At 63.3% G+C, this 18,402-nt stretch carries 16 protein-coding genes, 1 tRNA gene and 1 pseudogene; 10 read left to right on the forward strand and 8 right to left on the reverse strand.

Going from position 1 to position 18,402, the window contains the following annotated elements:
* The first annotated feature begins 105 nt into the window (after window positions 1-105).
* From FHW75_RS24155 to FHW75_RS27300, 3 genes and pseudogenes are all read left to right on the forward strand, one after another.
* Window positions 106-1,869: an ABC transporter transmembrane domain-containing protein gene (locus FHW75_RS24155; protein WP_161751646.1), complete on the forward strand. Its 1,764-nt coding sequence runs from the start codon at window positions 106-108 to the stop codon at window positions 1,867-1,869.
* Between the two features lie 744 nt (window positions 1,870-2,613).
* Window positions 2,614-2,724 (forward strand): annotated as a pseudogene (locus tag FHW75_RS27295) (hypothetical protein); the annotation flags it as partial.
* A gap of 228 nt (window positions 2,725-2,952) precedes the next feature.
* On the forward strand, window positions 2,953-3,657 hold the full coding sequence (locus FHW75_RS27300; RefSeq protein WP_371257972.1) for a methyl-accepting chemotaxis protein: 705 nt from the start codon (window positions 2,953-2,955) through the stop codon (window positions 3,655-3,657).
* A 54-nt stretch (window positions 3,658-3,711) separates the two neighbouring features.
* On the opposite strand, the gene FHW75_RS24165 is transcribed toward FHW75_RS27300, so the two are convergent.
* Window positions 3,712-3,788 (reverse strand) — tRNA-Pro (locus FHW75_RS24165).
* Window positions 3,789-3,868: 80 nt separating this feature from the next.
* The gene (locus FHW75_RS24170; protein WP_019096192.1) at window positions 3,869-4,090 is read right to left on the reverse strand and encodes a YgdI/YgdR family lipoprotein; all 222 of its coding nucleotides are present in this window, start codon (window positions 4,088-4,090) and stop codon (window positions 3,869-3,871) included.
* Between the two features lie 187 nt (window positions 4,091-4,277).
* On the opposite strand from FHW75_RS24170, the gene moaB reads away from it, so the two are divergent.
* The gene (moaB, locus tag FHW75_RS24175; protein ID WP_016714883.1) at window positions 4,278-4,817 is read left to right on the forward strand and encodes a molybdenum cofactor biosynthesis protein B; all 540 of its coding nucleotides are present in this window, start codon (window positions 4,278-4,280) and stop codon (window positions 4,815-4,817) included.
* Window positions 4,801-6,027 (forward strand): gephyrin-like molybdotransferase Glp, encoded by a 1,227-nt coding sequence (glp, locus tag FHW75_RS24180; protein ID WP_027615678.1) that lies wholly within the window; start codon window positions 4,801-4,803, stop codon window positions 6,025-6,027. Before moaB ends, glp begins: the two co-directional genes overlap by 17 nt.
* Here glp and FHW75_RS24185 read toward each other — a convergent pair.
* Window positions 6,016-7,263, reverse strand: coding sequence for a glycosyltransferase family 4 protein (locus tag FHW75_RS24185; protein WP_019096193.1), 1,248 nt, complete (start codon window positions 7,261-7,263; stop codon window positions 6,016-6,018). The two genes, glp and FHW75_RS24185, sit on opposite strands and share 12 nt — an antisense overlap.
* Before the next feature lie 315 nt (window positions 7,264-7,578).
* Between FHW75_RS24185 and yegS the strand changes: the two genes are divergently transcribed.
* Window positions 7,579-8,466, forward strand: a complete 888-nt coding sequence (yegS, locus tag FHW75_RS24190) for a lipid kinase YegS (RefSeq protein WP_019096194.1) — start codon at window positions 7,579-7,581, stop codon at window positions 8,464-8,466.
* On the opposite strand, the gene FHW75_RS24195 is transcribed toward yegS, so the two are convergent.
* From FHW75_RS24195 to FHW75_RS24205, 3 genes are all read right to left on the reverse strand, one after another.
* Complete coding sequence (locus FHW75_RS24195; RefSeq protein WP_019096195.1) at window positions 8,450-9,109, reverse strand: response regulator transcription factor; 660 nt, start codon at window positions 9,107-9,109, stop codon at window positions 8,450-8,452. The two genes, yegS and FHW75_RS24195, sit on opposite strands and share 17 nt — an antisense overlap.
* Window positions 9,099-9,995 (reverse strand): sensor histidine kinase, encoded by an 897-nt coding sequence (locus FHW75_RS24200; protein WP_183674867.1) that lies wholly within the window; start codon window positions 9,993-9,995, stop codon window positions 9,099-9,101. The genes FHW75_RS24195 and FHW75_RS24200 overlap by 11 nt, the downstream gene beginning before the upstream one ends.
* A gap of 365 nt (window positions 9,996-10,360) precedes the next feature.
* The gene (locus FHW75_RS24205; RefSeq protein ID WP_025754465.1) at window positions 10,361-10,870 is read right to left on the reverse strand and encodes a hypothetical protein; all 510 of its coding nucleotides are present in this window, start codon (window positions 10,868-10,870) and stop codon (window positions 10,361-10,363) included.
* A gap of 350 nt (window positions 10,871-11,220) precedes the next feature.
* On the opposite strand from FHW75_RS24205, the gene FHW75_RS24210 reads away from it, so the two are divergent.
* A complete protein-coding gene (locus FHW75_RS24210) occupies window positions 11,221-12,156 on the forward strand; it encodes a chemotaxis protein CheV (protein ID WP_016714890.1) in 936 nt (311 codons plus the stop codon).
* A gap of 55 nt (window positions 12,157-12,211) precedes the next feature.
* Window positions 12,212-13,015, forward strand: a complete 804-nt coding sequence (locus FHW75_RS24215) for an MOSC domain-containing protein (protein ID WP_183674824.1) — start codon at window positions 12,212-12,214, stop codon at window positions 13,013-13,015.
* Between the two features lie 66 nt (window positions 13,016-13,081).
* Here the strand turns inward: FHW75_RS24215 and FHW75_RS24220 are convergent, their stop codons facing one another.
* Complete coding sequence (locus tag FHW75_RS24220) at window positions 13,082-15,007, reverse strand: transglycosylase SLT domain-containing protein (protein ID WP_025754464.1); 1,926 nt, start codon at window positions 15,005-15,007, stop codon at window positions 13,082-13,084.
* 221 nt (window positions 15,008-15,228) lie between these two features.
* On the opposite strand from FHW75_RS24220, the gene FHW75_RS24225 reads away from it, so the two are divergent.
* Window positions 15,229-17,157 (forward strand): ATP-binding cassette domain-containing protein, encoded by a 1,929-nt coding sequence (locus tag FHW75_RS24225; protein WP_019096200.1) that lies wholly within the window; start codon window positions 15,229-15,231, stop codon window positions 17,155-17,157.
* A 64-nt stretch (window positions 17,158-17,221) separates the two neighbouring features.
* Here FHW75_RS24225 and FHW75_RS24230 read toward each other — a convergent pair whose 3' ends face one another.
* On the reverse strand, window positions 17,222-17,662 hold the full coding sequence (locus tag FHW75_RS24230) for a universal stress protein (protein ID WP_019096201.1): 441 nt from the start codon (window positions 17,660-17,662) through the stop codon (window positions 17,222-17,224).
* A gap of 110 nt (window positions 17,663-17,772) precedes the next feature.
* Here FHW75_RS24230 and FHW75_RS24235 point away from each other — a divergent pair, with 110 nt between their 5' ends.
* Window positions 17,773-18,210 carry a hypothetical protein gene (locus tag FHW75_RS24235; RefSeq protein ID WP_019096202.1) on the forward strand — a complete coding sequence of 146 codons (438 nt, stop codon included), beginning with the start codon at window positions 17,773-17,775 and terminating at the stop codon, window positions 18,208-18,210.
* The last annotated feature ends 192 nt before the right edge of the window (window positions 18,211-18,402 follow it).

Raw genomic sequence — 18,402 nt, forward strand, 5'->3', positions numbered from 1 at the left:
AAGCTCCAGCGACTGGTTATACCGATGGGCTATAGCAACCTGCGGGCATTCCCACAGCCTGGATGAGTGGTAGTCTGCGGTTTCCCCCGCATTATGGTCGTCGCCATGCCCGAATCGGTTTCCCCACGTCAGCGCCGCGCCTTGCGCCTGGCCTGGCAGTTCGTCCGCCCCTATCGCCGGCAAGTGCTGCTGGCCTTGCTGGCCCTGGTGGTCACTGCCGCCATCACCCTGTCGATGGGGCAGGGCATCCGCCTGTTGGTGGACCAGGGCTTCATGACCCGCTCCGCGCACCAGCTCAACCAGACCATCGGGTTGTTCCTGCTGCTGGTGCTGGCCCTGGCGGTGGGCACTTTCAGCCGCTTTTACCTGGTCTCGTGGATTGGCGAGCGGTGTGTGGCCGATATCCGTCGCGCCGTTTTCGATCACCTGATCGGCCTGCACCCCGGCTTTTTCGAAGACAACCGCAGCTCCGAGATCCAGTCGCGGCTGACGGCGGACACCACCTTGCTGCAGTCGGTCATCGGCTCATCGTTGTCGATGTTCTTGCGTAACGCGTTGATGGTCATCGGCGGCGTGGTGTTGCTGTTCATCACCAACCCCAAGCTCACCAGTATCGTGGTGGTGGCCCTGCCGTTGGTGTTGGCACCTATCCTGCTGTTCGGTCGTCGGGTGCGCAGCCTGTCGCGGCAGAGCCAGGACCGGGTGGCCGATGTGGGCAGCTACGTGGCCGAAACGCTGGGGCAGATCAAGACGGTGCAGGCCTACAACCACCAGGCGCACGACCGCGAACTGTTCGCGGGCACGGTCGAAGCAGCGTTCAGCGTGGCCCGCAAGCGGATTGCCCAGCGTGCCTGGCTGATCACCCTGGTGATCGTGCTGGTGTTGGGGGCGGTGGGGGTGATGTTGTGGGTCGGCGGCATGGATGTGATCGCTGGGCGTATTTCTGCAGGCGAGCTGGCTGCATTCGTGTTCTACAGCCTGATCGTCGGTAGCGCCTTCGGTACCCTCAGCGAGGTGATCGGCGAGCTGCAGCGTGCCGCTGGCGCCGCTGAGCGTATTGCCGAACTGTTGGCTGCGCGCAGTGCAATCCTGCCGCCCGAGCTGGCGCAGGCGCTACCAAGACAGCGGGCCAAAGGGCACATCGAATTGCAGCAGGTGGTGTTTGCCTACCCGTCACGGCCTACGGTGGCGGCTGTCGATGGCCTGAGCCTGGCCATCGAACCTGGACAGACCGTTGCCCTGGTTGGCCCCTCGGGTGCAGGCAAGTCGACCTTGTTCGATTTGTTGCTGCGTTTTTACGACCCACAGCAAGGGCGCATCCTGCTCGATGGTCAGTCGATTACCGCGCTCGACCCTGACCAGCTGCGCCGCCAGTTCGCCCTGGTGGCGCAAAACCCCTCGCTGTTTCGTGGCACGGTGGAGGCCAACATCCGTTATGGCCGGCCCGAGGCGAGCCTGGCAGAAGTCGAGGCAGCCGCCCGCGGTGCCTATGCCGATGAATTCATCCGGCAGCTGCCGCAAGGCTACCAGACGCCTTTGGGCGAGGGCGGCATCGGGCTTTCCGGTGGGCAGCGGCAGCGCCTGGCGATTGCCCGGGCGTTGCTGGTGGATGCGCCGATCCTGTTGCTGGATGAAGCCACCAGCGCCCTCGACGCGCAGAGCGAACACCTGATCCAGCAGGCGTTGCCCAGCCTGATGGCCGGGCGTACCACGCTGGTGATCGCCCATCGCCTGGCCACGGTGCAGCATGCCGAACGTATCGCGGTCATCGACAAGGGGCGGCTGGTGGCGGTGGGCACACACCGTCAGTTGATCGAGGAAAGCCCGCTGTATGCGCGGTTGGCGGCCTTGCAGTTCACCACAGGGTAGGGTGTCGCGGTTTTGTAACATTTTTGTAGCAATTGCCTGAGAGTATCTGCCTCAACTGTTGCGTAAGTGCTCGACCTGGCTGCCATTGCTTGATGGCAGCTTTTTTTTGGCCTGCCAGTAATGGGGCTGCACAGCGGCCCCAGCCCTCTCTCTCTGGTTCCGAGACCCTAGATGTTGCGTAAATCCCTCAGAGTGCAAATTCTCTCGCTGCTCGGCGGCAGCCTGGCGGCGATGTTGCTGATCGCCCTGGTGTGTTTCCAGTTCCTGTCGTCCAGCGTGCGCGGTTATGCCGAGCTGGTCGACGGGCCGCTGCGGGCCTCGCAATTGATCGACGAAGCCAACCTGCAATTCAAGATACAGGTACAGGAATGGAAGAACGTGTTGCTGCGCGGGCGCCAGCCAGCGGACATGGACAAGTACTGGCAGCAGTTCCAGGCCCGTGAACAACAGGTTCAAGAGCTGCTCGGGCAGTTGATCGACAGCAGCGACGCCAGGCTCAAGGCGCCGTTGCAGCAGCTGCGTGACAGCCACCGGCAGTTGGGCCAGGCCTATGCGCAGGGCCGCCAGGCTTTCCTTGCCGCAGGTGGTGACCCGGTAGCCGGCGACCAGGCGGTCAAAGGCGTGGACCGCGCCGCCAGCGAGCAGATGAGCGAACTGGTCGAGCAGCTGCGTGCCGATGCGCGTCAGCGTGCGGCCAGCATCAGCGCCAGCGCCGAGCGCACGGTATGGCTGGGCTTGCTGGTGATGTTGGCTTCGGCGGTGCTGGTGGGGCTGCTCAGCCTGTGGCTGGTCAACCGTAGCCTGATCGAGCCGATCCGCCAACTGATCGAGTATGTCGCACAACTGAGCCAAGGGCGTTTCGCCGCCCGGGTCGATAGCCGCCGTGAAGATGAACTGGGGCGCCTGGCGCGGGCTGCCAACACGCTGCGCGACTTCCTTGCCGATACCGTTGGCCGCCTGCAGGACAACGCGCAGGAGCTGGAAGGCGCCAGTGGCCAGTTGCGTAGCATCGCCGGCGACATGGCCCGTGGCACCCACGACCAGTTCCAGCGTACCGACCAGGTGGCCACGGCCATGCACGAGATGTCCGCCACCGCCCAGGAGGTCGCCCGCCACGCCGGCGAGGCCGCTCGCGCGGCAGATGACGCTGACCACAGCGCCCAGGCCGGCGAGCAGGTGATGCAGCAGACCATCGACATTATCGGTGTGGTCAACCGTGAAATCGCCGGCACGGCGGCGGTAATCCGCGACCTGGAACACGACAGCACGCGCATTGGCAAAGTGCTGGAGGTGATCCGTGGCATCGCTGAGCAGACCAACCTGCTGGCGCTCAACGCAGCCATCGAAGCGGCCCGTGCTGGCGAAGCCGGGCGTGGGTTTGCAGTGGTTGCCGATGAGGTGCGCAGCCTGGCCCAGCGCACCGCTGCATCGATTGCCGAGATTCACCAGATCATCGAAGCCGTGCAGTCGGGGGCGGTAGAGGCGGTCAAGGCGATCGAAAGCGGCCAGCAGCGCAGCGAGGAGGGGGCCGAGCAGGTGCAGCAGGCCGGGCAGATGTTGCAGCGCATCACCCAGTCCGTAGAGGCGATCCGTGACATGAACCGACAAATCGCCACGGCGGCCGAAGAGCAGACCAGTGTGGCGGAGGACATTTCGCGCAACCTGATCGAAATCACCCGTATCGCCACGGCCAACCAGCAGGCAGTGCAGCATACCGAGCAGGCCGGGCAGCGCTTGCACGGGTTGTCGGGGCAGTTGGGTGAGGTGACCTCGCGCCTGACGGCCTGACCGTTTTCAGGCACAACAAAAAGCCCGCACAAGGCGGGCTTTTCGAGCAGGATCTGGTCGGAGAGACAGGATTCGAACCTGCGGCCTTCTCGTCCCGAACGAGACGCGCTACCTGGCTGCGCTACACTCCGATGAACAAAATCCTACTGCATCCCGTTTTTGCACACAAGCCCTTGTTGTTCAAAGGGGCTTTGCAAAACGGGCGCCTGGATCAGAGCTCTTTGACGGTGCGGATCTGGTCCTTGTTCAGGCGGGTGCGCTTGCCATCCAGTTGCTCGAATTCGTAGAAGCCGGAGTCTTCATCGTAGTTCGGGGTGTCCGTGGCCTGGATTTCGCGGCCATCGTTCAGGGTAATGACGGTCGGCGAAGCGCAGCCGGCAAGGGCGCCCAGGCCCAGGGCGAGCAGGAAGGCGGGTAGGGTCCGTTGAATCATCGTGTTTCTCCAGTGCGATGGTGCTAGATGTCAGTTAAGACGCAGGGTGTCCATGCAAGTTCCTTCTTTAGTGCAGCATAGCGGCAAACCCGGCCTATTGACCGAGGGCAATCGCCATGGGCGCAACGTCGGGAAAGGTGCGCTGTGATATAACTGCGGCCATCTCATCCTGTTGTGACGGACACCCATGAAAGCCAAGGCAGATACCCCCTTCGTGGCGCTGAACATCGCCGTGCTCACGGTCAGCGACACCCGTACTTTCGACACCGACACCTCCGGGCAGCTGTTCGTCGACCGCCTGAGTGCGGCCGGCCACCGTTTGGCCGAGCGCGTGCTGCTCAAGGATGACCTGTACAAGATCCGCGCCCAGGTTGCCACCTGGATCGCCGATGACAACGTGCAAGTGGTGTTGATCACGGGGGGGACCGGCTTTACCGGCCGCGATAGCACGCCCGAGGCGGTGGCCTGCCTGCTGGACAAACAGGTGGAAGGGTTTGGAGAGTTGTTCCGGCAGATCTCGGTGGCCGACATTGGCACCTCCACTGTGCAGTCGCGTGCCTTGGCCGGGCTGGCCAACGGTACCTTGGTGTGCTGCCTGCCGGGCTCGACCAACGCCGTGCGTACCGGCTGGGATGGCATCCTGGCCGAACAGCTCGATGCCCGCCATCGCCCGTGCAACTTCGTTGCGCACCTGAAGCAGGCAGCGGCCTGTGACAGCCGTGGCTGAGGCCGGCCAGGCCCGGCCGCTGATGCCGGTGGAGCAGGCCCTGGAGCAACTGCTGGCGCTGGCCGAGGCGGCGCCCATACGCGAGATGGAGAACCTGCCGCTGGCCGAGGCCGAAGGCCGTGTGCTGGCTACCGATCTGGTGGCCTCGCTCGACCTGCCGCCCTGGCCGAACAGCGCCATGGACGGTTATGCCTTGCGCAACGCCGACTGGCAGGGCCAGCCGCTGCCGGTCAGCCAGCGCATTTTTGCCGGGCATGCGCCACAGCCGCTGCAGCCAGGCACCTGCGCGCGCATCTTTACGGGGGCGCCGGTGCCGGAAGGGGCCGACTGCGTCGAGATGCAGGAAAACACCGAGGTGCTCGAAGATGGCCGGGTACGCTTTCTTGAAGCGTTGCAAACCGGGCAGAACATACGCCCTCAGGGCCAGGAAACCCGCAGGGGTGAGCAGGTAATGAGCGCCGGCACCCGCCTTGGTCCGATCGAACTGGGCCTGGCGGCGACCCTGGGCCATGGTCGCCTGGATGTGGTGCGCAAGGTACGGGTGGCGGTGCTGTCCACCGGTGACGAACTGGTCGAGCCCGGCCTGCCGCTGGGCCCTGGGCAAATCTACAACAGCAACCGTCGGCTGCTGGTCAGCTGGTTGCAGCGGCTGGGCTGCGACGTGGTCGATGCGGGCATCCTGCCGGATGACCTTGCACGTACCCGTGCCTGCCTGGCCTCGCTGGGCGACGTTGACCTTATCTTGTCTACCGGCGGTGTCTCGGTGGGGGAGGCCGACTACCTCGGTGCTGCCCTGCGCGAAGCCGGCGAGCTGGCGTTGTGGAAGCTGGCGATCAAACCGGGCAAACCGCTGACCTTCGGCCACTTCCAGGGCGTGCCGGTGATCGGCCTGCCGGGCAACCCGGCCTCGACCTTGGTCACCTTTGGCCTGCTGACCCGGCCCTACTTGCTCCGTCGTCAGGGTGTGGCCGATGTCACGCCGCTGCGTTTCGACATGCCGGCGGGCTTCGACTGGCCCAAGCCTGGCACGCGCCGCGAATACCTGCGCGCGCGCATCGAACAGGGGCAGGTGCGCATCTACAAGAACCAGAGCTCGGGGGTGCTGCGCAGTGCCGCCTGGGCCGAGGGCCTGGTAGAGGTGCGCGAAGGCAGTACGCCGAAACAGGGCGATAGCGTGCCGTTCATCCCCTTCAGCGAGCTACTTGGCTGAGCGGCCCAGCCAGGCACTGCCCAGCGGTGCGGCCTCGGCGGGCGCTGCCTGGGCCAGGCGCATGTGCACGTTCTCCAGTTGCTGGGCCGCCACGCTCCAGTCGTGGCGTTGACGGGCGAATTGCCGCCCGGCATCGCTCAGTTGGCTCATGCGCCAGGGCTGGTTGAGCAGTTGGGTGATCAGCAGGGCGAGCTGGTCACCGTCATCACTGCCCAGGTAGTGTTCTCCGTTGTTCGCGGCCAGGCCCGATACGCCTTTTCCGGTGGTGATCACCGGCAGGCCGGCGGCCATGGCCTCGAGGATTTTTACTTTGGAGCCGCCGGCATAGCGCAGCGGGGCGAAGAACAGTGCCGAACGCTTTTGCAGCTCGCGCAGGTCAGGGCGGTAGCCTAACCATTCGATGCGCGGGTCGTTCCAGTGCAATTTCCAGCTGATCGGCAGCGCATGCCCGGCTATCGCCAGGCGCACCGCCGGGTTGCTCATCCACACTTGCGGCATGATGTCTTCCAGCGCCCACTCGATGGCTTCCAGGTTGGCGCCATACTCGAAGTTGCCCACGAACAACAAGCGCTGGCTATGCAGCGCAGGTTGCACGTGCTGGTAGAAATCACAATCCACACCATTGACCACCACGTTCACCGGGCGCCCGCTGATCTGCGCGATCAGCTCGGCATCGTGTGCGCTGACCGCTACCAACTCGGTAGGTTGGCGCAGCACCCGCTGTTCCCAGCGCCGGTAGCGCCAGCGGTCAAAGGCATTGAGCGGGCGTAGCCAGAGCGGCAGGCGGTCGTGGCAGGCACCGCCCATCACGGACTCCAGCGTGTGCTCGCTGAGCATGTAGGGCAGCCCGCGCGCCTGCAAAGCCTTTTCGAACGGTTGAAAGCTATAGCTGTGCTCGATCTGGATCACGTCCCACGGTTCGTCCAGCAACTGCTCGAAGCGGTGCCGCAGGCAAGGGGACAGGCCATTGATGATCGCCCGCATGGGGTAGTCGATGATCGGCGAGGCCAGCAGGTTCAGCGGGCTGTGCAGTGGCCGACGGGGTAGCACGATCAGTCGTTCGAGTAGGGGCTCCAGGGCTTCGCGGGCCGCATCGCTGAGCGGGATTTTCGACTGCACCAGCAGGGTAATGCGGTGGCCTTGCTGTGCCATTGCGCGCATCAGGTGGTATTGCCGGGTCTTGCTGCCGCTGGTAGTTGGCCAAGGCAGGTACGGCAGTGTCCAGAGAATGCGCATGACCCGGAATCCTCGCTGAAGGCTGTGGATGAAAAGACGCGCCCATCGGCAGCGCTATGCACACCACTGCCGGGGGGCGCGTCCATGGCCAGGATCGAGATTGGCCCGGCGAACAGAAGTCAAAAGGCTGACCACCCTGGGAAAAATGTTGGCCTGGGTCAAAAACTTGTCAAAAGTTCATTTCCTGAGCATAGCCGCGCATTGTCGGGTGTGGGAAAAAGACCGCGCCGGCTTCGTTATTTTTTTACACCTATGCAACGATCCGTTGCTGGGCATGGTCGAGATTTGGGTGGTTCAACTTCACGGAGAAGCGCAATGCAAGGGCGCAAGGCAATGCTGATCCTGCACGGTAAGCAGGCGATGAACGAAGAACTGCGCAGCGCCGTGCATGACCTGCGCGGTACCGGTTGGGCACTGGATGTACGTGTTACCTGGGAGGCGGGTGATGCGCAGCGGCTGGTCGGTGAGGCACTTAGCGCGGGCTACAGCCATATTGTCGCCGGTGGTGGGGACGGCACTTTGCGCGACGTGGCCGAAGCCATGGGGCTGGCCGGCGCCGATGCCAGCCTGGCGCTGTTGCCCCTTGGCACTGCCAACGACTTCGCCCGGGCCGCGGGTATACCGCTGGAGCCTGCTGCGGCTCTGGCGTTGTTGAACACACCGGCCCAGGCGATAGACCTGGGCCAGGCTGGGGACCAGTTGTTCCTTAACATGGCCACAGGCGGATTTGGCAGTCAGGTCACCGCCAACACCTCCGAAGACCTGAAAAAAGTGCTGGGGGCGGCGGCCTACCTGTTCACCGGCTTGTCGCGCTTCAGCGAACTGCAGGCAGCTTCGGTGGAACTGCAAGGGCCAGATTTTCAGTGGCAAGGGAGCTTGCTGGCACTCGGTATCGGTAATGGCCGCCAGGCTGGGGGAGGGCAGGTGCTATGCCCTGAAGCGGTGGTGAATGACGGCTTGCTGGACATCGCCATCCTGCCTGCGCCGCAGGAAGTGGTTGGAGCTTTGCGCGATCTGCTGGCCGGCGATGGCCTGTTCATTCGGGCGAGGCTGCCCTGGGTGGAAATCAAGAGTTCGCAGGGGCTGGATATCAACCTCGACGGCGAGCCTTTGCAGGCCGACAACCTGCGCTTTCAGGCCAGGCCAGCCGCGATACGCCTGCACCTGCCGACCGGGTCGCCATTGCTCAGTCGTCCAGGCTGATGATCTTTTCGCGTACGGCAAACAGCACCAGGCCAGCCACGTCATGAATCTGCAGCCGCTTCATGATTTGCGAACGGTGGGTTTCGACCGTCTTGATAGACAGGCCTAGGCCCGCAGCGATTTCCCGGGTGGACTTGCCGCGCACGATCAGGCGCAGGATCTCCAGTTGCCGGGCCGTGAGGTTATGCCGCTCGCCAGCGGCCTGCTTGCCCGGTTTGGTGTGCCGTAGCGCCTGGTTGATGACGGTGTGGGCGATGGCCGGGCTGAGGTAGCGCTCGCCGTTGCGCACCGCGCTCAGGGCCTGTTCCAGCTCGGTGGCGCTGGTGTCCTTGAGCAGATAGCCGTGGGCGCCGCTTTCCAGCGCCCGCATGATCAGGTCGGGGTCGGTGTGCATCGACAGAATCAGCACTTTGCACGCGTTGCCGCTGGCACGCAGTTGAGTCAGGGCATCCAGGCCGCTGGTGGAGCGCATTGAAATGTCCAGCAAGACGATGTCGGGCGCCAGCGTGCGCACCTGTTCGAGCAGTTGGCCGCCATCGTCAGCTTCGCCGATCACGTCATAGCCAGGGATGTCACAGACCAGCGCGCGTACCCCGGCGCGGATCAGCGAGTGGTCGTCAACCAGCAGCAGTCTACAGGTCATGGGTGGCAGTACTCCGGGCGCGTTGCTGGCTGCGCGGGGGCCAGGGGAACATCGCTTCGATCTGCGTGCCCAGGCCAGGCTGGCTGGTGATGTCGAGGCTGCCCTGCAACGCGGTTACCCGCTCCTGCATGCCGGCCAGACCGCGCTGGCCTGCCTCGGCCGGGTGCCGGGCCGGAATGAAGCCACGGCCATCGTCGTGGATCGACAGCGCCAGCCCTTCAGGGGTGCGCTGCAGGCGGATGACCAGGTTCTGTGCCTGGGCGTGGCGCAACATGTTGGTCACCGCCTCCTGGGTAATGCGGAACACGGCCATGGCCACGGCTTCGTCGATGCCGCCCAAGCGCTGGTTGCACGCCAGGCTCCAGTGCACGCTGCTGCTGGCCAGCGTACGTACCAGGTGCGCGCGCAGGCTGGCTTCCAGGCCAAGGCTGGCGAGCTGCCGGGGGTTGAGCAGGGCGGACACATCGCGCACGTTGCCCAGGGTGTCATCCAGCGTGCCGCGCAGGGCATCGCAGTGGCTTTGCAGCTCGTGGGGCATACGCCGCTGCAGCCACTGCAACTGCAGCTTCGCTGCGGTCAGCAATTGGCCGATGTCGTCGTGAAGTTCGCGGCTCAGATGCTGACGTTCGTCTTCCTGCACCTTGAGCATGCGCTCGGCCAGTTCGGCCGGGCGCAGGCTGATCGACCTGGCGCCCAGGCCCAGTTGAACGGCGGCGCCCAGCGTGGCGGCCAGCTGCAGCACCAGCAGGCTGGCCGGGATGGCCTGGTTGGCCAGGTACAGCGCCAGGTTCGCAACCAGCGAGGCCACGCACAGCCCGGCCGTCGCCCAACGCAACAGGACGGCGCGGGAGCAGCAACGCAGAGAAGTCTTCAAGCGTGGGAACATAAGTAGGAAAGCCACTGAAGTATTGCTGATGGAGGCCTTGCACAATGCTGGTCAGAGGCTTTGGCGCAGTACTTTCGATGTTTTTTCGAATGCGTGATCTTGCAACCTTGCTTCAGGTTGCAAGCCTTGGTGGGGGCGCATATTACCACTTTGCATTGCATCGGTCGCGGATGGGAAACGCTTTGAAACGCCTGCTGGTCCGGTCTTTTCGGGTAGCAAAGTGCCACCCTTTAATCGTGCAGTACGCACTTGTGCTGTAACTCGCGTGCTCAAGGTTCAACTTGGGCCACTGAAAACCTGGAGAACTTTCCAAGTTTGACCATGGTGGAGCTTGAACAACGGTACTTAGTTGCACTCTGCGTCTTTTAAAGCGCCGGCTTAGAGCGATCAGGGTGGCTGCTGTCTGCCACTTCACCCTGGGTGTGTATGCACTCGCTGCCTTGCTCATCGCATGACGTACAGGCTGACGCAAAAGGTTGTTGCACGACTTTCGCCAACTCACCCAGTAGCACCAGTTGCTCGCCGATGTCCAGGTTCAGCCGCCCGGTTCGGGTGTCGACCAGCTCCAGTTGCCAGGCCAGCAGGGTCAGGCACTCCCCTACCGCGGGTAGGGCTGCACGTTGCAGGCAACCACCGTGGCAGGCCGGGGCAAGCAACTGTTGAAGGGCAGTGGTGTAATGGGCGACTTCACGCAGGCCCAGGCGTGTGGCCTGACGGGCGAGGCTGTCGAGGGCGTTGCCCAGGCAGCGGCAGGCATCCGGATCATTGTCGATCAGTTCCAGATGCTGCAGGCATTCCTGGGCCTGGGTCAGCAGTACCTGGGCATCCAGCAGGAAGCCTTGGAGGGCGTCGTCGAACGATAAGGCAGTGTCCATGGTCAGGTCCCCGCGCGTGGGGTAGGCGCAGGGGACGGGCACGCCAAAACGATAGCTAGCAAAAGCCTGACTCCATTCATGCAGTGAGAATGGCGTCACATTAATGGCTAAAGGATATCGCGAACATCAGGTTGCGCCCGATTGCGACTAAGGGTTTCCCTGATGCGGGGCCGGGGTGGGGAACTTTTTCAGCACCCTCGGTTTATCCCGGTGGGCCCGCAGTAAAGCATGATGGTAAAGTGATATCAATTGCCTTTGCGGTATTTTTCCGCAAGGGTCAAGGTGCGCGTGAAACCGCCGATACAGGGTAGATCATTTCACCTTTTCCGACTCAAGCCTGGGGGTTTCCAATGGCTGGCATTCTCGACACGGTAGACCAACGCACGCAATTGGTGGGTGAGAACCGCCTGGAAATTCTGATGTTTCGCCTGGCCGGTCGCCAGTTGTTCGCGATCAACGTGTTCAAGGTGCAGGAGGTGCTGCAACTGCCCAAACTGACCTTGATGCCCCAGCGCCACGCCTTCGTCTGCGGTGTGGTCAACCTGCGCGGGCAGACCCTGCCTGTGATCGACCTGTCCCAGGCGATTGGCATGCGCCCGCTGCAGCCGGGGCCGGACAGCACCATCATCGTCACCGAGTACAACCGCTCGGTGCAGGCCTTCCTGGTGGGTGGTGTGGACCGCATCGTCAACATGAACTGGGAGTCGATCATGCCACCCCCTTCCAGTGCCGGGCGCCAACACTACCTGACAGCCATCACCAAGGTTGATGACAAGTTGGTGGAGGTTATCGACGTAGAGAAGGTGCTGGCCGAGATCGTGCCGTACAACGCCCGGGTCTCCGGCGACAAACTCGCCGACCCGGTGCTGGCCCGGGCGCGTGGCCGCGAGGTGCTGTTGGTGGATGACTCCAGCGTGGCCTTGGCGCAGTTGCGCGATACGCTGTCCCAGTTAGGCGTGAAACTGCATGTGGCCAGTGATGGCCTGAAAGCGCTACGTATGCTCAAGGGCTGGGCCGATGCCGGCGAAGACGTATGCGAGAAGCTGCTGATGGTATTTACCGATGCCGAAATGCCGGAAATGGACGGCTACCGGCTGACCACCGAGATCCGCAGTGATGCACGCCTGCGCCAGCTTTACGTGGTGCTGCACACCTCGCTGTCGGGCAGTTTCAACGAGTCCATGGTGAAAAAGGTGGGTTGCGACAACTTCCTGTCCAAGTTCCAGCCTGATCGCCTGGTCGATGTGGTCAAGCAACGCCTGCTACTGGACACCGCCACTGCGTGAACCCTGGGCCGGCCAGGTATAAGCTTGGCTTTTGGCATGACGCGAGGCAGCAGGGATGTTTCTCAGTGAGTTGTATCGATACCCGGTGAAGTCGGGGCAGGCGCAAAGCCTGCAGGCTTCACCGGTTGGGTTGCTGGGGTTGCAAGGTGACCGGCGCTGGATGGTGGTCGAGGAAGAAAACGGACGCTTCCTGACCCAGCGCGCATGGCCTCAACTTGGCCAGTTACAGGCGTGTGAAGACGACAGCGGCCGGTTGCTGCTGCAGGCGCCCGGGCAGGCACCGTTGCGGGTACCTGTACCCGCTGCCGACGAAGCCCTGCGTGGCGTGACCATTTGGCGCGATACGTTGCGAGTGCCTGATGCAGGCGATGAAGTGGCGGCCTGGCTGAGCGAACTGCTAGGCAAGGCCGTGCGCCTGGTGCATTGCCCGGAGCAGCGTGCGCGCTACCTGCCCAATGGTTATGGTTTCAACAGTGACCGGGAGGCGTTTCCGGATGGTTTCCCCTTGCTGCTGATTGGCCAGGGCTCGCTCGACGAGCTCAGCCGGCGTGTTGGCCGGCCCATGGAGATACTGCGCTTTCGGCCCAACCTGGTGGTGCACGGCGCTGAACCCTTCGCCGAAGATGGCTGGAAGCGGATTCGTGTCGGCAGCTTGGTGTTTCGTGTGCTCAAACCGAGTGTGCGGTGCATCTTTACCACGATTGACCCGGCTACCGGGGAGCGCAGTGCCGATCGGGAGCCGATGGCCACGCTCAAGACCTTTCGCGAGAAGGAGGGGGATGTGCTGTTCGGGCAGAACCTGGCGGTGGATGGGAATGGGTGGCTTGAGGTGGGGATGAAAGTGGAAGTCCTTGAATAACTGTTTGTCCGTATTGGCCCCTTCGCGGGTTTACCTGCGAAGAGGCCGGTTCAGGCTCGGCGAACCTTACATGTCATCGAAATACCGCTCGTGCCAATCCACCAGCGGCTGTGGCGAATTCAACTTCTGCCCGTAGATCACCGAATACGACAGCACGTTTTGCACATACTGGCGTGTTTCGTCGAACGGGATCGACTCCACCCACACATCGAAGCTCAGGTGCTTGGCGCCTTTCAGCCACTGGCGAACGCGCCCGGGCCCTGCGTTGTAGGCCGCCGAAGCCAGCACACGGTTGCCGTTGAACTGGCTGTGCACCTGGCTCAGGTACGCGGCGCCCAGCTGGATGTTCTTGTCCGGGTTCAGTACCTGCGCCGGTGACGCCAAGGGGATGCTGAACTTGCGAGCGGTTTCCTTGGCTGTGGCCGGCATCAGTTGCATCAGGCCGCTGGCACCCACCGGCGAGCGCGCATCCTCCATGAATGCACTTTCCTGGCGGGTGATGGCGAATACCCAGCTCGAATGCAGGCCGCGGACCTTGGCTTCGCGCACCAGTGTGTCGCGGTGGGCCATCGGGAAGCGGATGTCCAGATCGTCCCAATACTGCGCCTGGCTGATGGTGCGGATAGCCGGGAAGTACCAGCGCAGCTCATAGCCCAGGCGCGCCTGGGCAACCATTTCGTCGCGGGTGAAGTGGCGGCTGACGTGGTACCACTCGCGGCGGCCTTCGACGATCTGGCCGCGGGCGTGGAATTCCAGCGCGCGCTGGATGCCGGGTGTGTTGCGTACCTTCTTGACCAGTTGCGGGCTTAGCAGCAGCGGCTTGTTGTTCAACTGGTACGGTGTTTGTGCCCGGTCCGCAGCCAGGAAGCCATAGAAGTCGCGCTCACGCGCCACGGTCTTGTACAGCAGCGGGATCTGCGGGTTGTTCGGATGTGCCAGCTCCAGGCTGCGAGCCTGCCAGTACTTCCAGCGGCTGCTGCTGGCCAGGTCCTGGGGCAGGCGCTTGGTCAGCTCGTAGGCGTCTTCCCAGCGGCCCAGGCGCAGCAACAGGCGCAGGCGCCACTCGCTGACGGTGTTGTCGCGTAGCTCTGGGTCGTAGCGGGTCATCAGGTCGAGGGCGCGCGGGTCGTAGCGGCGTGCCAGGGTCAGGCCGATTTCACGGGCGATGGCCACCTTCTCGTCGCGGGAAAAGTGCATGCGCTGGGCGTAATCGTCCAGCAAGGCCATGGCCCGCTCCGGGTCCTGGCGGGCCAGGCGGCGCAGGCCGAGGCTGACCACGTCGGACATGGCTTCGTTGACCGGGGTGAAGCGCGACGGCTGGTTGAGCAGCTCCGGTTTTTGCGCCACGTCGACCAGCAGGCGCCCTTGCGGGCCGAGGGTGGTCAGGGTCTTGACCAGGTTATTGGCCAGCGCGTAGTTGCGCGCCTGGGCCGCAAGCTTGGTGCGTTCCCAGCGCTTGGCCTCGGTCAGCTGGCCTTCGGCGGCCCACATGCCGAACAGCGTGTCGCACGCGGCAGGTTGTGACTTGCCGACGTTCCACAGTTTATCGGCCGTGGCGTAGCCCTCGGCACGCAACCCATGGCTGAGCTGGTACTGGCCGTTGAGGCAGTCCAGCTCGGTGAAGTTGAGCTTGGGGTCGTAATATTTGACGAAGGTGTCCCACTCGCCCCGTTCGGCCAGCCAGCGCAACCAGCGCAGTTTCATCCAGTTGGCCTGAGGCAGGTCGCCATGCTTGGCGAGGAAGCCTTCGATTTCCTGGTTGCTGGCGCTTTTCAGGCGGGCGGTGAGCTCGTCGTAGGCCAGATAGGGCGTCAGCGGGTAGTCGTTCAGGGCCTGGGCATAACGCAGGTACGGGCCTTTGTCGCCTTTGGCCAGCGCACGCTTGGCCTCGTCGTAGTACTGGCGTTGCAGGGTCAGGTCGGTGGCCTGCGCCGCGCAGGTGGCAGCGGTAAGCAGCAGGCAGGATGCAATATGTAACAGGCGGCTGCGCATGATACGTCCGGGCAGTTGAACCATGGGGAAGTGACGGCGGAGCCAGCACTGTTGAAAGCTATTGCCTTAGCTTAGCTGTTTGCCGGCAGCGGGTGAAAGCACTGTGCTTGTATCGGGATATTAAGTTCGACCAGATGTCGCCAGGCACTCGCCGGTTGGCTTGGCGGATGCCGTCGAGGGCCAAGTCAGGTAGAATGCGCGCCCGATTTATGGAGACCAACATGACCCTGCTCAAATTCAGCGATGTGTCCCTCGCATTCGGCGCCATGCCGCTGCTGGACAAAGTGTCCTGGCAGATCGCTCGTGGCGAGCGGGTGTGCATCATCGGCCGCAACGGCACCGGCAAGTCGAGCATGCTGCGCCTGGTCAAGGGCGAGCAGAAGGGCGATGACGGTGAAATCTGGCGTGCCCCGGGCCTGAAGATCGGCGAATTGCCGCAGGAACTGCCGGTGGCCGACGAACGTACGGTGTTCGATGTGGTGGCCGCTGGCCTGGACGGCGTGGGCGAGTTGCTGGCGCAGTTCCACCACCTGAGCATGAACATCCAGGGTGACGAAGACCTGGAAAAGCTCATGCACGTCCAGCACGAGCTGGAAGCCCGTGATGGCTGGCGCCTGCAGCAGGTGGTGGAGAGCACACTCAGCCGCCTGCAACTGCCCGCCGACAAGACCCTGGCCGAGCTGTCCGGTGGCTGGCGCCGCCGGGTGCTGCTGGCTCAGGCGCTGGTGTCCGAGCCCGACCTGTTGCTGCTCGACGAGCCCACCAACCACCTGGACATCGGTGCCATCGCCTGGCTCGAAGAAGCCCTGCGCGGCTTCAACGGTGCGGTGCTGTTCATTACCCACGACCGTTCCTTCCTGCAGAACCTGGCCACACGCATCCTCGAGCTGGACCGTGGCGGCCTGATCGACTGGAACGGCGACTACGCCAGCTTCCTGGTGCACAAGGAGGCCGCACTGGCCGCCGAAGAAACCGCCAATGCGCTGTTCGACAAGCGTCTGGCCCAGGAAGAGGTGTGGATTCGTCAGGGCATCAAGGCCCGTCGTACCCGCAACGAAGGCCGTGTGCGTGCGCTGAAAGCCTTGCGTGTGGAGCGTGGCGAGCGCCGTGAGCGCCAGGGCAAGGCCAATATCCAGATCGAAGCGGCGGAAAAGTCCGGCAAGCAGGTGATGGTGCTGGAAAACGTCAGCTTCCATCACCCTGACGGGCCGATGCTGGTCAAGGACTTCTCCATGGTCCTGCAGCGCGAGGACCGTATCGGTCTGTTGGGCGCCAACGGTACCGGCAAGACGACCTTGCTGAAGATGATGCTCGGCGACCTTGAGCCGACCGCAGGCAAGGTAGAGCGCGGCACCAAGCTCGAAGTGGCCTATTTCGACCAGATGCGCCACCAGCTCGACCTTGAAAAGACCGTGATCGACAACCTGGCCGAAGGCCGTGACTTCATCGAGATCGACGGCCAGAACCGCCACGTGCTGAGCTACCTGGGCGACTTCCTGTTCAGCCCGCAGCGTGCGCGCACGCCGGTCAAGGCGCTGTCGGGTGGTGAGCGTGCGCGCCTGCTGCTGGCCAAGCTGTTCAGCAAACCGGCCAACCTGCTGGTGCTCGACGAACCGACCAACGACCTGGACGTGGAAACCCTCGAGTTGCTCGAAGAGGTGCTGTCCAACTACAAGGGCACTGTGCTGATCGTCAGCCACGACCGGGCCTTCCTCGACAACGTCGTTACCAGCACCCTGGTGTTCGAAGGCGAGGGCAAGGTGCGCGAGTATGTCGGTGGTTATGAGGACTGGATTCGCCAGGGTGGCTCGCCGAAGCTGCTGGGCGTGACCGAGAGCAAGGGCGGCAAGTCGGCCCTCAACAGTGCGGTGGTGGAGAAGGTCGAGGCCAAGCCTGCGCCTGTTGCTGCGCCGGTGGCGGAAGAGGCATCGAAGAAGAAGCTCAGCTACAAGCTGCAGCGTGAGCTGGAGATGCTGCCGGGGCAGATCGACGCGCTGGAGCAGCGCATGGCTGAAGCCCAGGAAGAAGTGAATGCAGCGGGCTTCTATCAGCGGCCGATTGCGGAGACTTCGGCGGTGCTGGCCAAGATCGAGAAGCTGCAGGGTGAGCTGGATGTACTGGTAGAGCGCTGGGCTGAGCTGGAAGGCTGATCAGATTTTAACCTGTACCGGCCTCTTCGCGGGTTTACCCGCGAAGAGGCCGGTACAGGTTAAATCATTCCTTCTTCAGCAACCGCACCGCCAGCACATCACACGGCGCTCCATGCAGCACATCATTGGCCGTGGAACCCAGCAGCAACGCCAGGCCGTGTCGGCCATGGCTGCCGACCACGATCAGGTCGCATTTCTGGTCCTTGGCCAGCTGGTGAATTTCCTGGCGCGGTTGGCCATAGGTCAGGTGTGAGTCGCCGCGGTTGATGCCCGGGTATTTGTTGAACAGGCGGTCCATGCGCTCCTTGGCCTGGTCGAACTGCTGCTGTTGCAGCTGCGACAGGTCCATTGGCACGTCACCGCCGAACGCCATGGCCATCGGTTCGACGATGTGCACCAGCGACACCTTGGCGTTCGAAGGCGCGGCCAGCGCCATGGCGCGTTTGATCACCGGGTCGCATTCTTCGGTCAGGTCGACGGCGACCAACAAATGTTCGTATTGCATGAGCGGTACTCCTGACAATCGCGATAGAAGAAGTATGGTCGCTTTCGGGCGGGTCTTCCGTGAAAAATGGCTAACCAGCTCATTTGCAACGCTTTATGGGATCTACTGATATGACGGTATTGCTGGTGGTGTCAATCCTTGCGCTGATTCTCAGCCCGCTTTCCTGGCTGCGTTCCTCGCGCAAACAGAGCGAGCAGATGAAACTGCGCCTGGAAGCACGGCGCATGGGCCTGGCCATGCAGCTGGCGCCGCAGCAATGGCCGCACTGGTTGGAAAAGGAGCCGCCAAGCCCTTGCCCGCAGTACCACCGCGCCCGGCGCCGTGGGCACGAGGACAGCTTCAGTTTCTGGCAGGTCAGCCCGGGGGTGTGGTGGAACCAGTGGCGTGAACCCTGCGAAGACCCGCGCTTCGTGGAGGCCCTGGCGCGCTTGCCGGCGAGCGTTTACAAGGTCGAGGCGGATGCTCGGATGATCGCGTTGTACTGGACTGAGCGGGGCGATACGGCTGTATTGCAGGATGTTGCCTACGTCCTCGAAACCCTCGCCTGATACCTGCCTTGCACGGTCCCTGTGGGAGCGGGCATGCCCGCGAACACCGGCGCAGCCGGTGCCAGCCACTGCGTTGAATTCTTCGCGGGCACGCCCGCTCCCACAGGGAATGCGGCGGTTTCAATAGCTATGAACGACAAAGCGGCGGCTTGGCAGAACCCTGAAGGGGTGGGGTGCCAAGTCGCCGCTTTG

Source organism: Pseudomonas sp. OG7 (assembly GCF_014192825.1).
In the GTDB taxonomy this organism is placed as follows: domain Bacteria; phylum Pseudomonadota; class Gammaproteobacteria; order Pseudomonadales; family Pseudomonadaceae; genus Aquipseudomonas; species Aquipseudomonas monteilii.

Coding starts and splice junctions, on each gene's coding strand:
- FHW75_RS24205 (WP_025754465.1), bottom strand. CDS start 10,870: ATGGACACTGCCTTATCGTTCGACGACGCCCTCCAAGGCTTCCTGCTG.
- FHW75_RS24170 (WP_019096192.1), bottom strand. CDS start 4,090: ATGATTCAACGGACCCTACCCGCCTTCCTGCTCGCCCTGGGCCTGGGC.
- FHW75_RS24200 (WP_183674867.1), bottom strand. CDS start 9,995: ATGTTCCCACGCTTGAAGACTTCTCTGCGTTGCTGCTCCCGCGCCGTC.
- FHW75_RS24195 (WP_019096195.1), bottom strand. CDS start 9,109: ATGACCTGTAGACTGCTGCTGGTTGACGACCACTCGCTGATCCGCGCC.
- FHW75_RS24225 (WP_019096200.1), top strand. CDS start 15,229: ATGACCCTGCTCAAATTCAGCGATGTGTCCCTCGCATTCGGCGCCATG.
- moaB (WP_016714883.1), top strand. CDS start 4,278: ATGAAAGCCAAGGCAGATACCCCCTTCGTGGCGCTGAACATCGCCGTG.
- yegS (WP_019096194.1), top strand. CDS start 7,579: ATGCAAGGGCGCAAGGCAATGCTGATCCTGCACGGTAAGCAGGCGATG.
- FHW75_RS24155 (WP_161751646.1), top strand. CDS start 106: ATGCCCGAATCGGTTTCCCCACGTCAGCGCCGCGCCTTGCGCCTGGCC.
- FHW75_RS24185 (WP_019096193.1), bottom strand. CDS start 7,263: ATGCGCATTCTCTGGACACTGCCGTACCTGCCTTGGCCAACTACCAGC.
- FHW75_RS24220 (WP_025754464.1), bottom strand. CDS start 15,007: ATGCGCAGCCGCCTGTTACATATTGCATCCTGCCTGCTGCTTACCGCT.
- FHW75_RS24215 (WP_183674824.1), top strand. CDS start 12,212: ATGTTTCTCAGTGAGTTGTATCGATACCCGGTGAAGTCGGGGCAGGCG.
- FHW75_RS24210 (WP_016714890.1), top strand. CDS start 11,221: ATGGCTGGCATTCTCGACACGGTAGACCAACGCACGCAATTGGTGGGT.
- FHW75_RS24235 (WP_019096202.1), top strand. CDS start 17,773: ATGACGGTATTGCTGGTGGTGTCAATCCTTGCGCTGATTCTCAGCCCG.
- FHW75_RS27300 (WP_371257972.1), top strand. CDS start 2,953: ATGTCCGCCACCGCCCAGGAGGTCGCCCGCCACGCCGGCGAGGCCGCT.
- FHW75_RS24230 (WP_019096201.1), bottom strand. CDS start 17,662: ATGCAATACGAACATTTGTTGGTCGCCGTCGACCTGACCGAAGAATGC.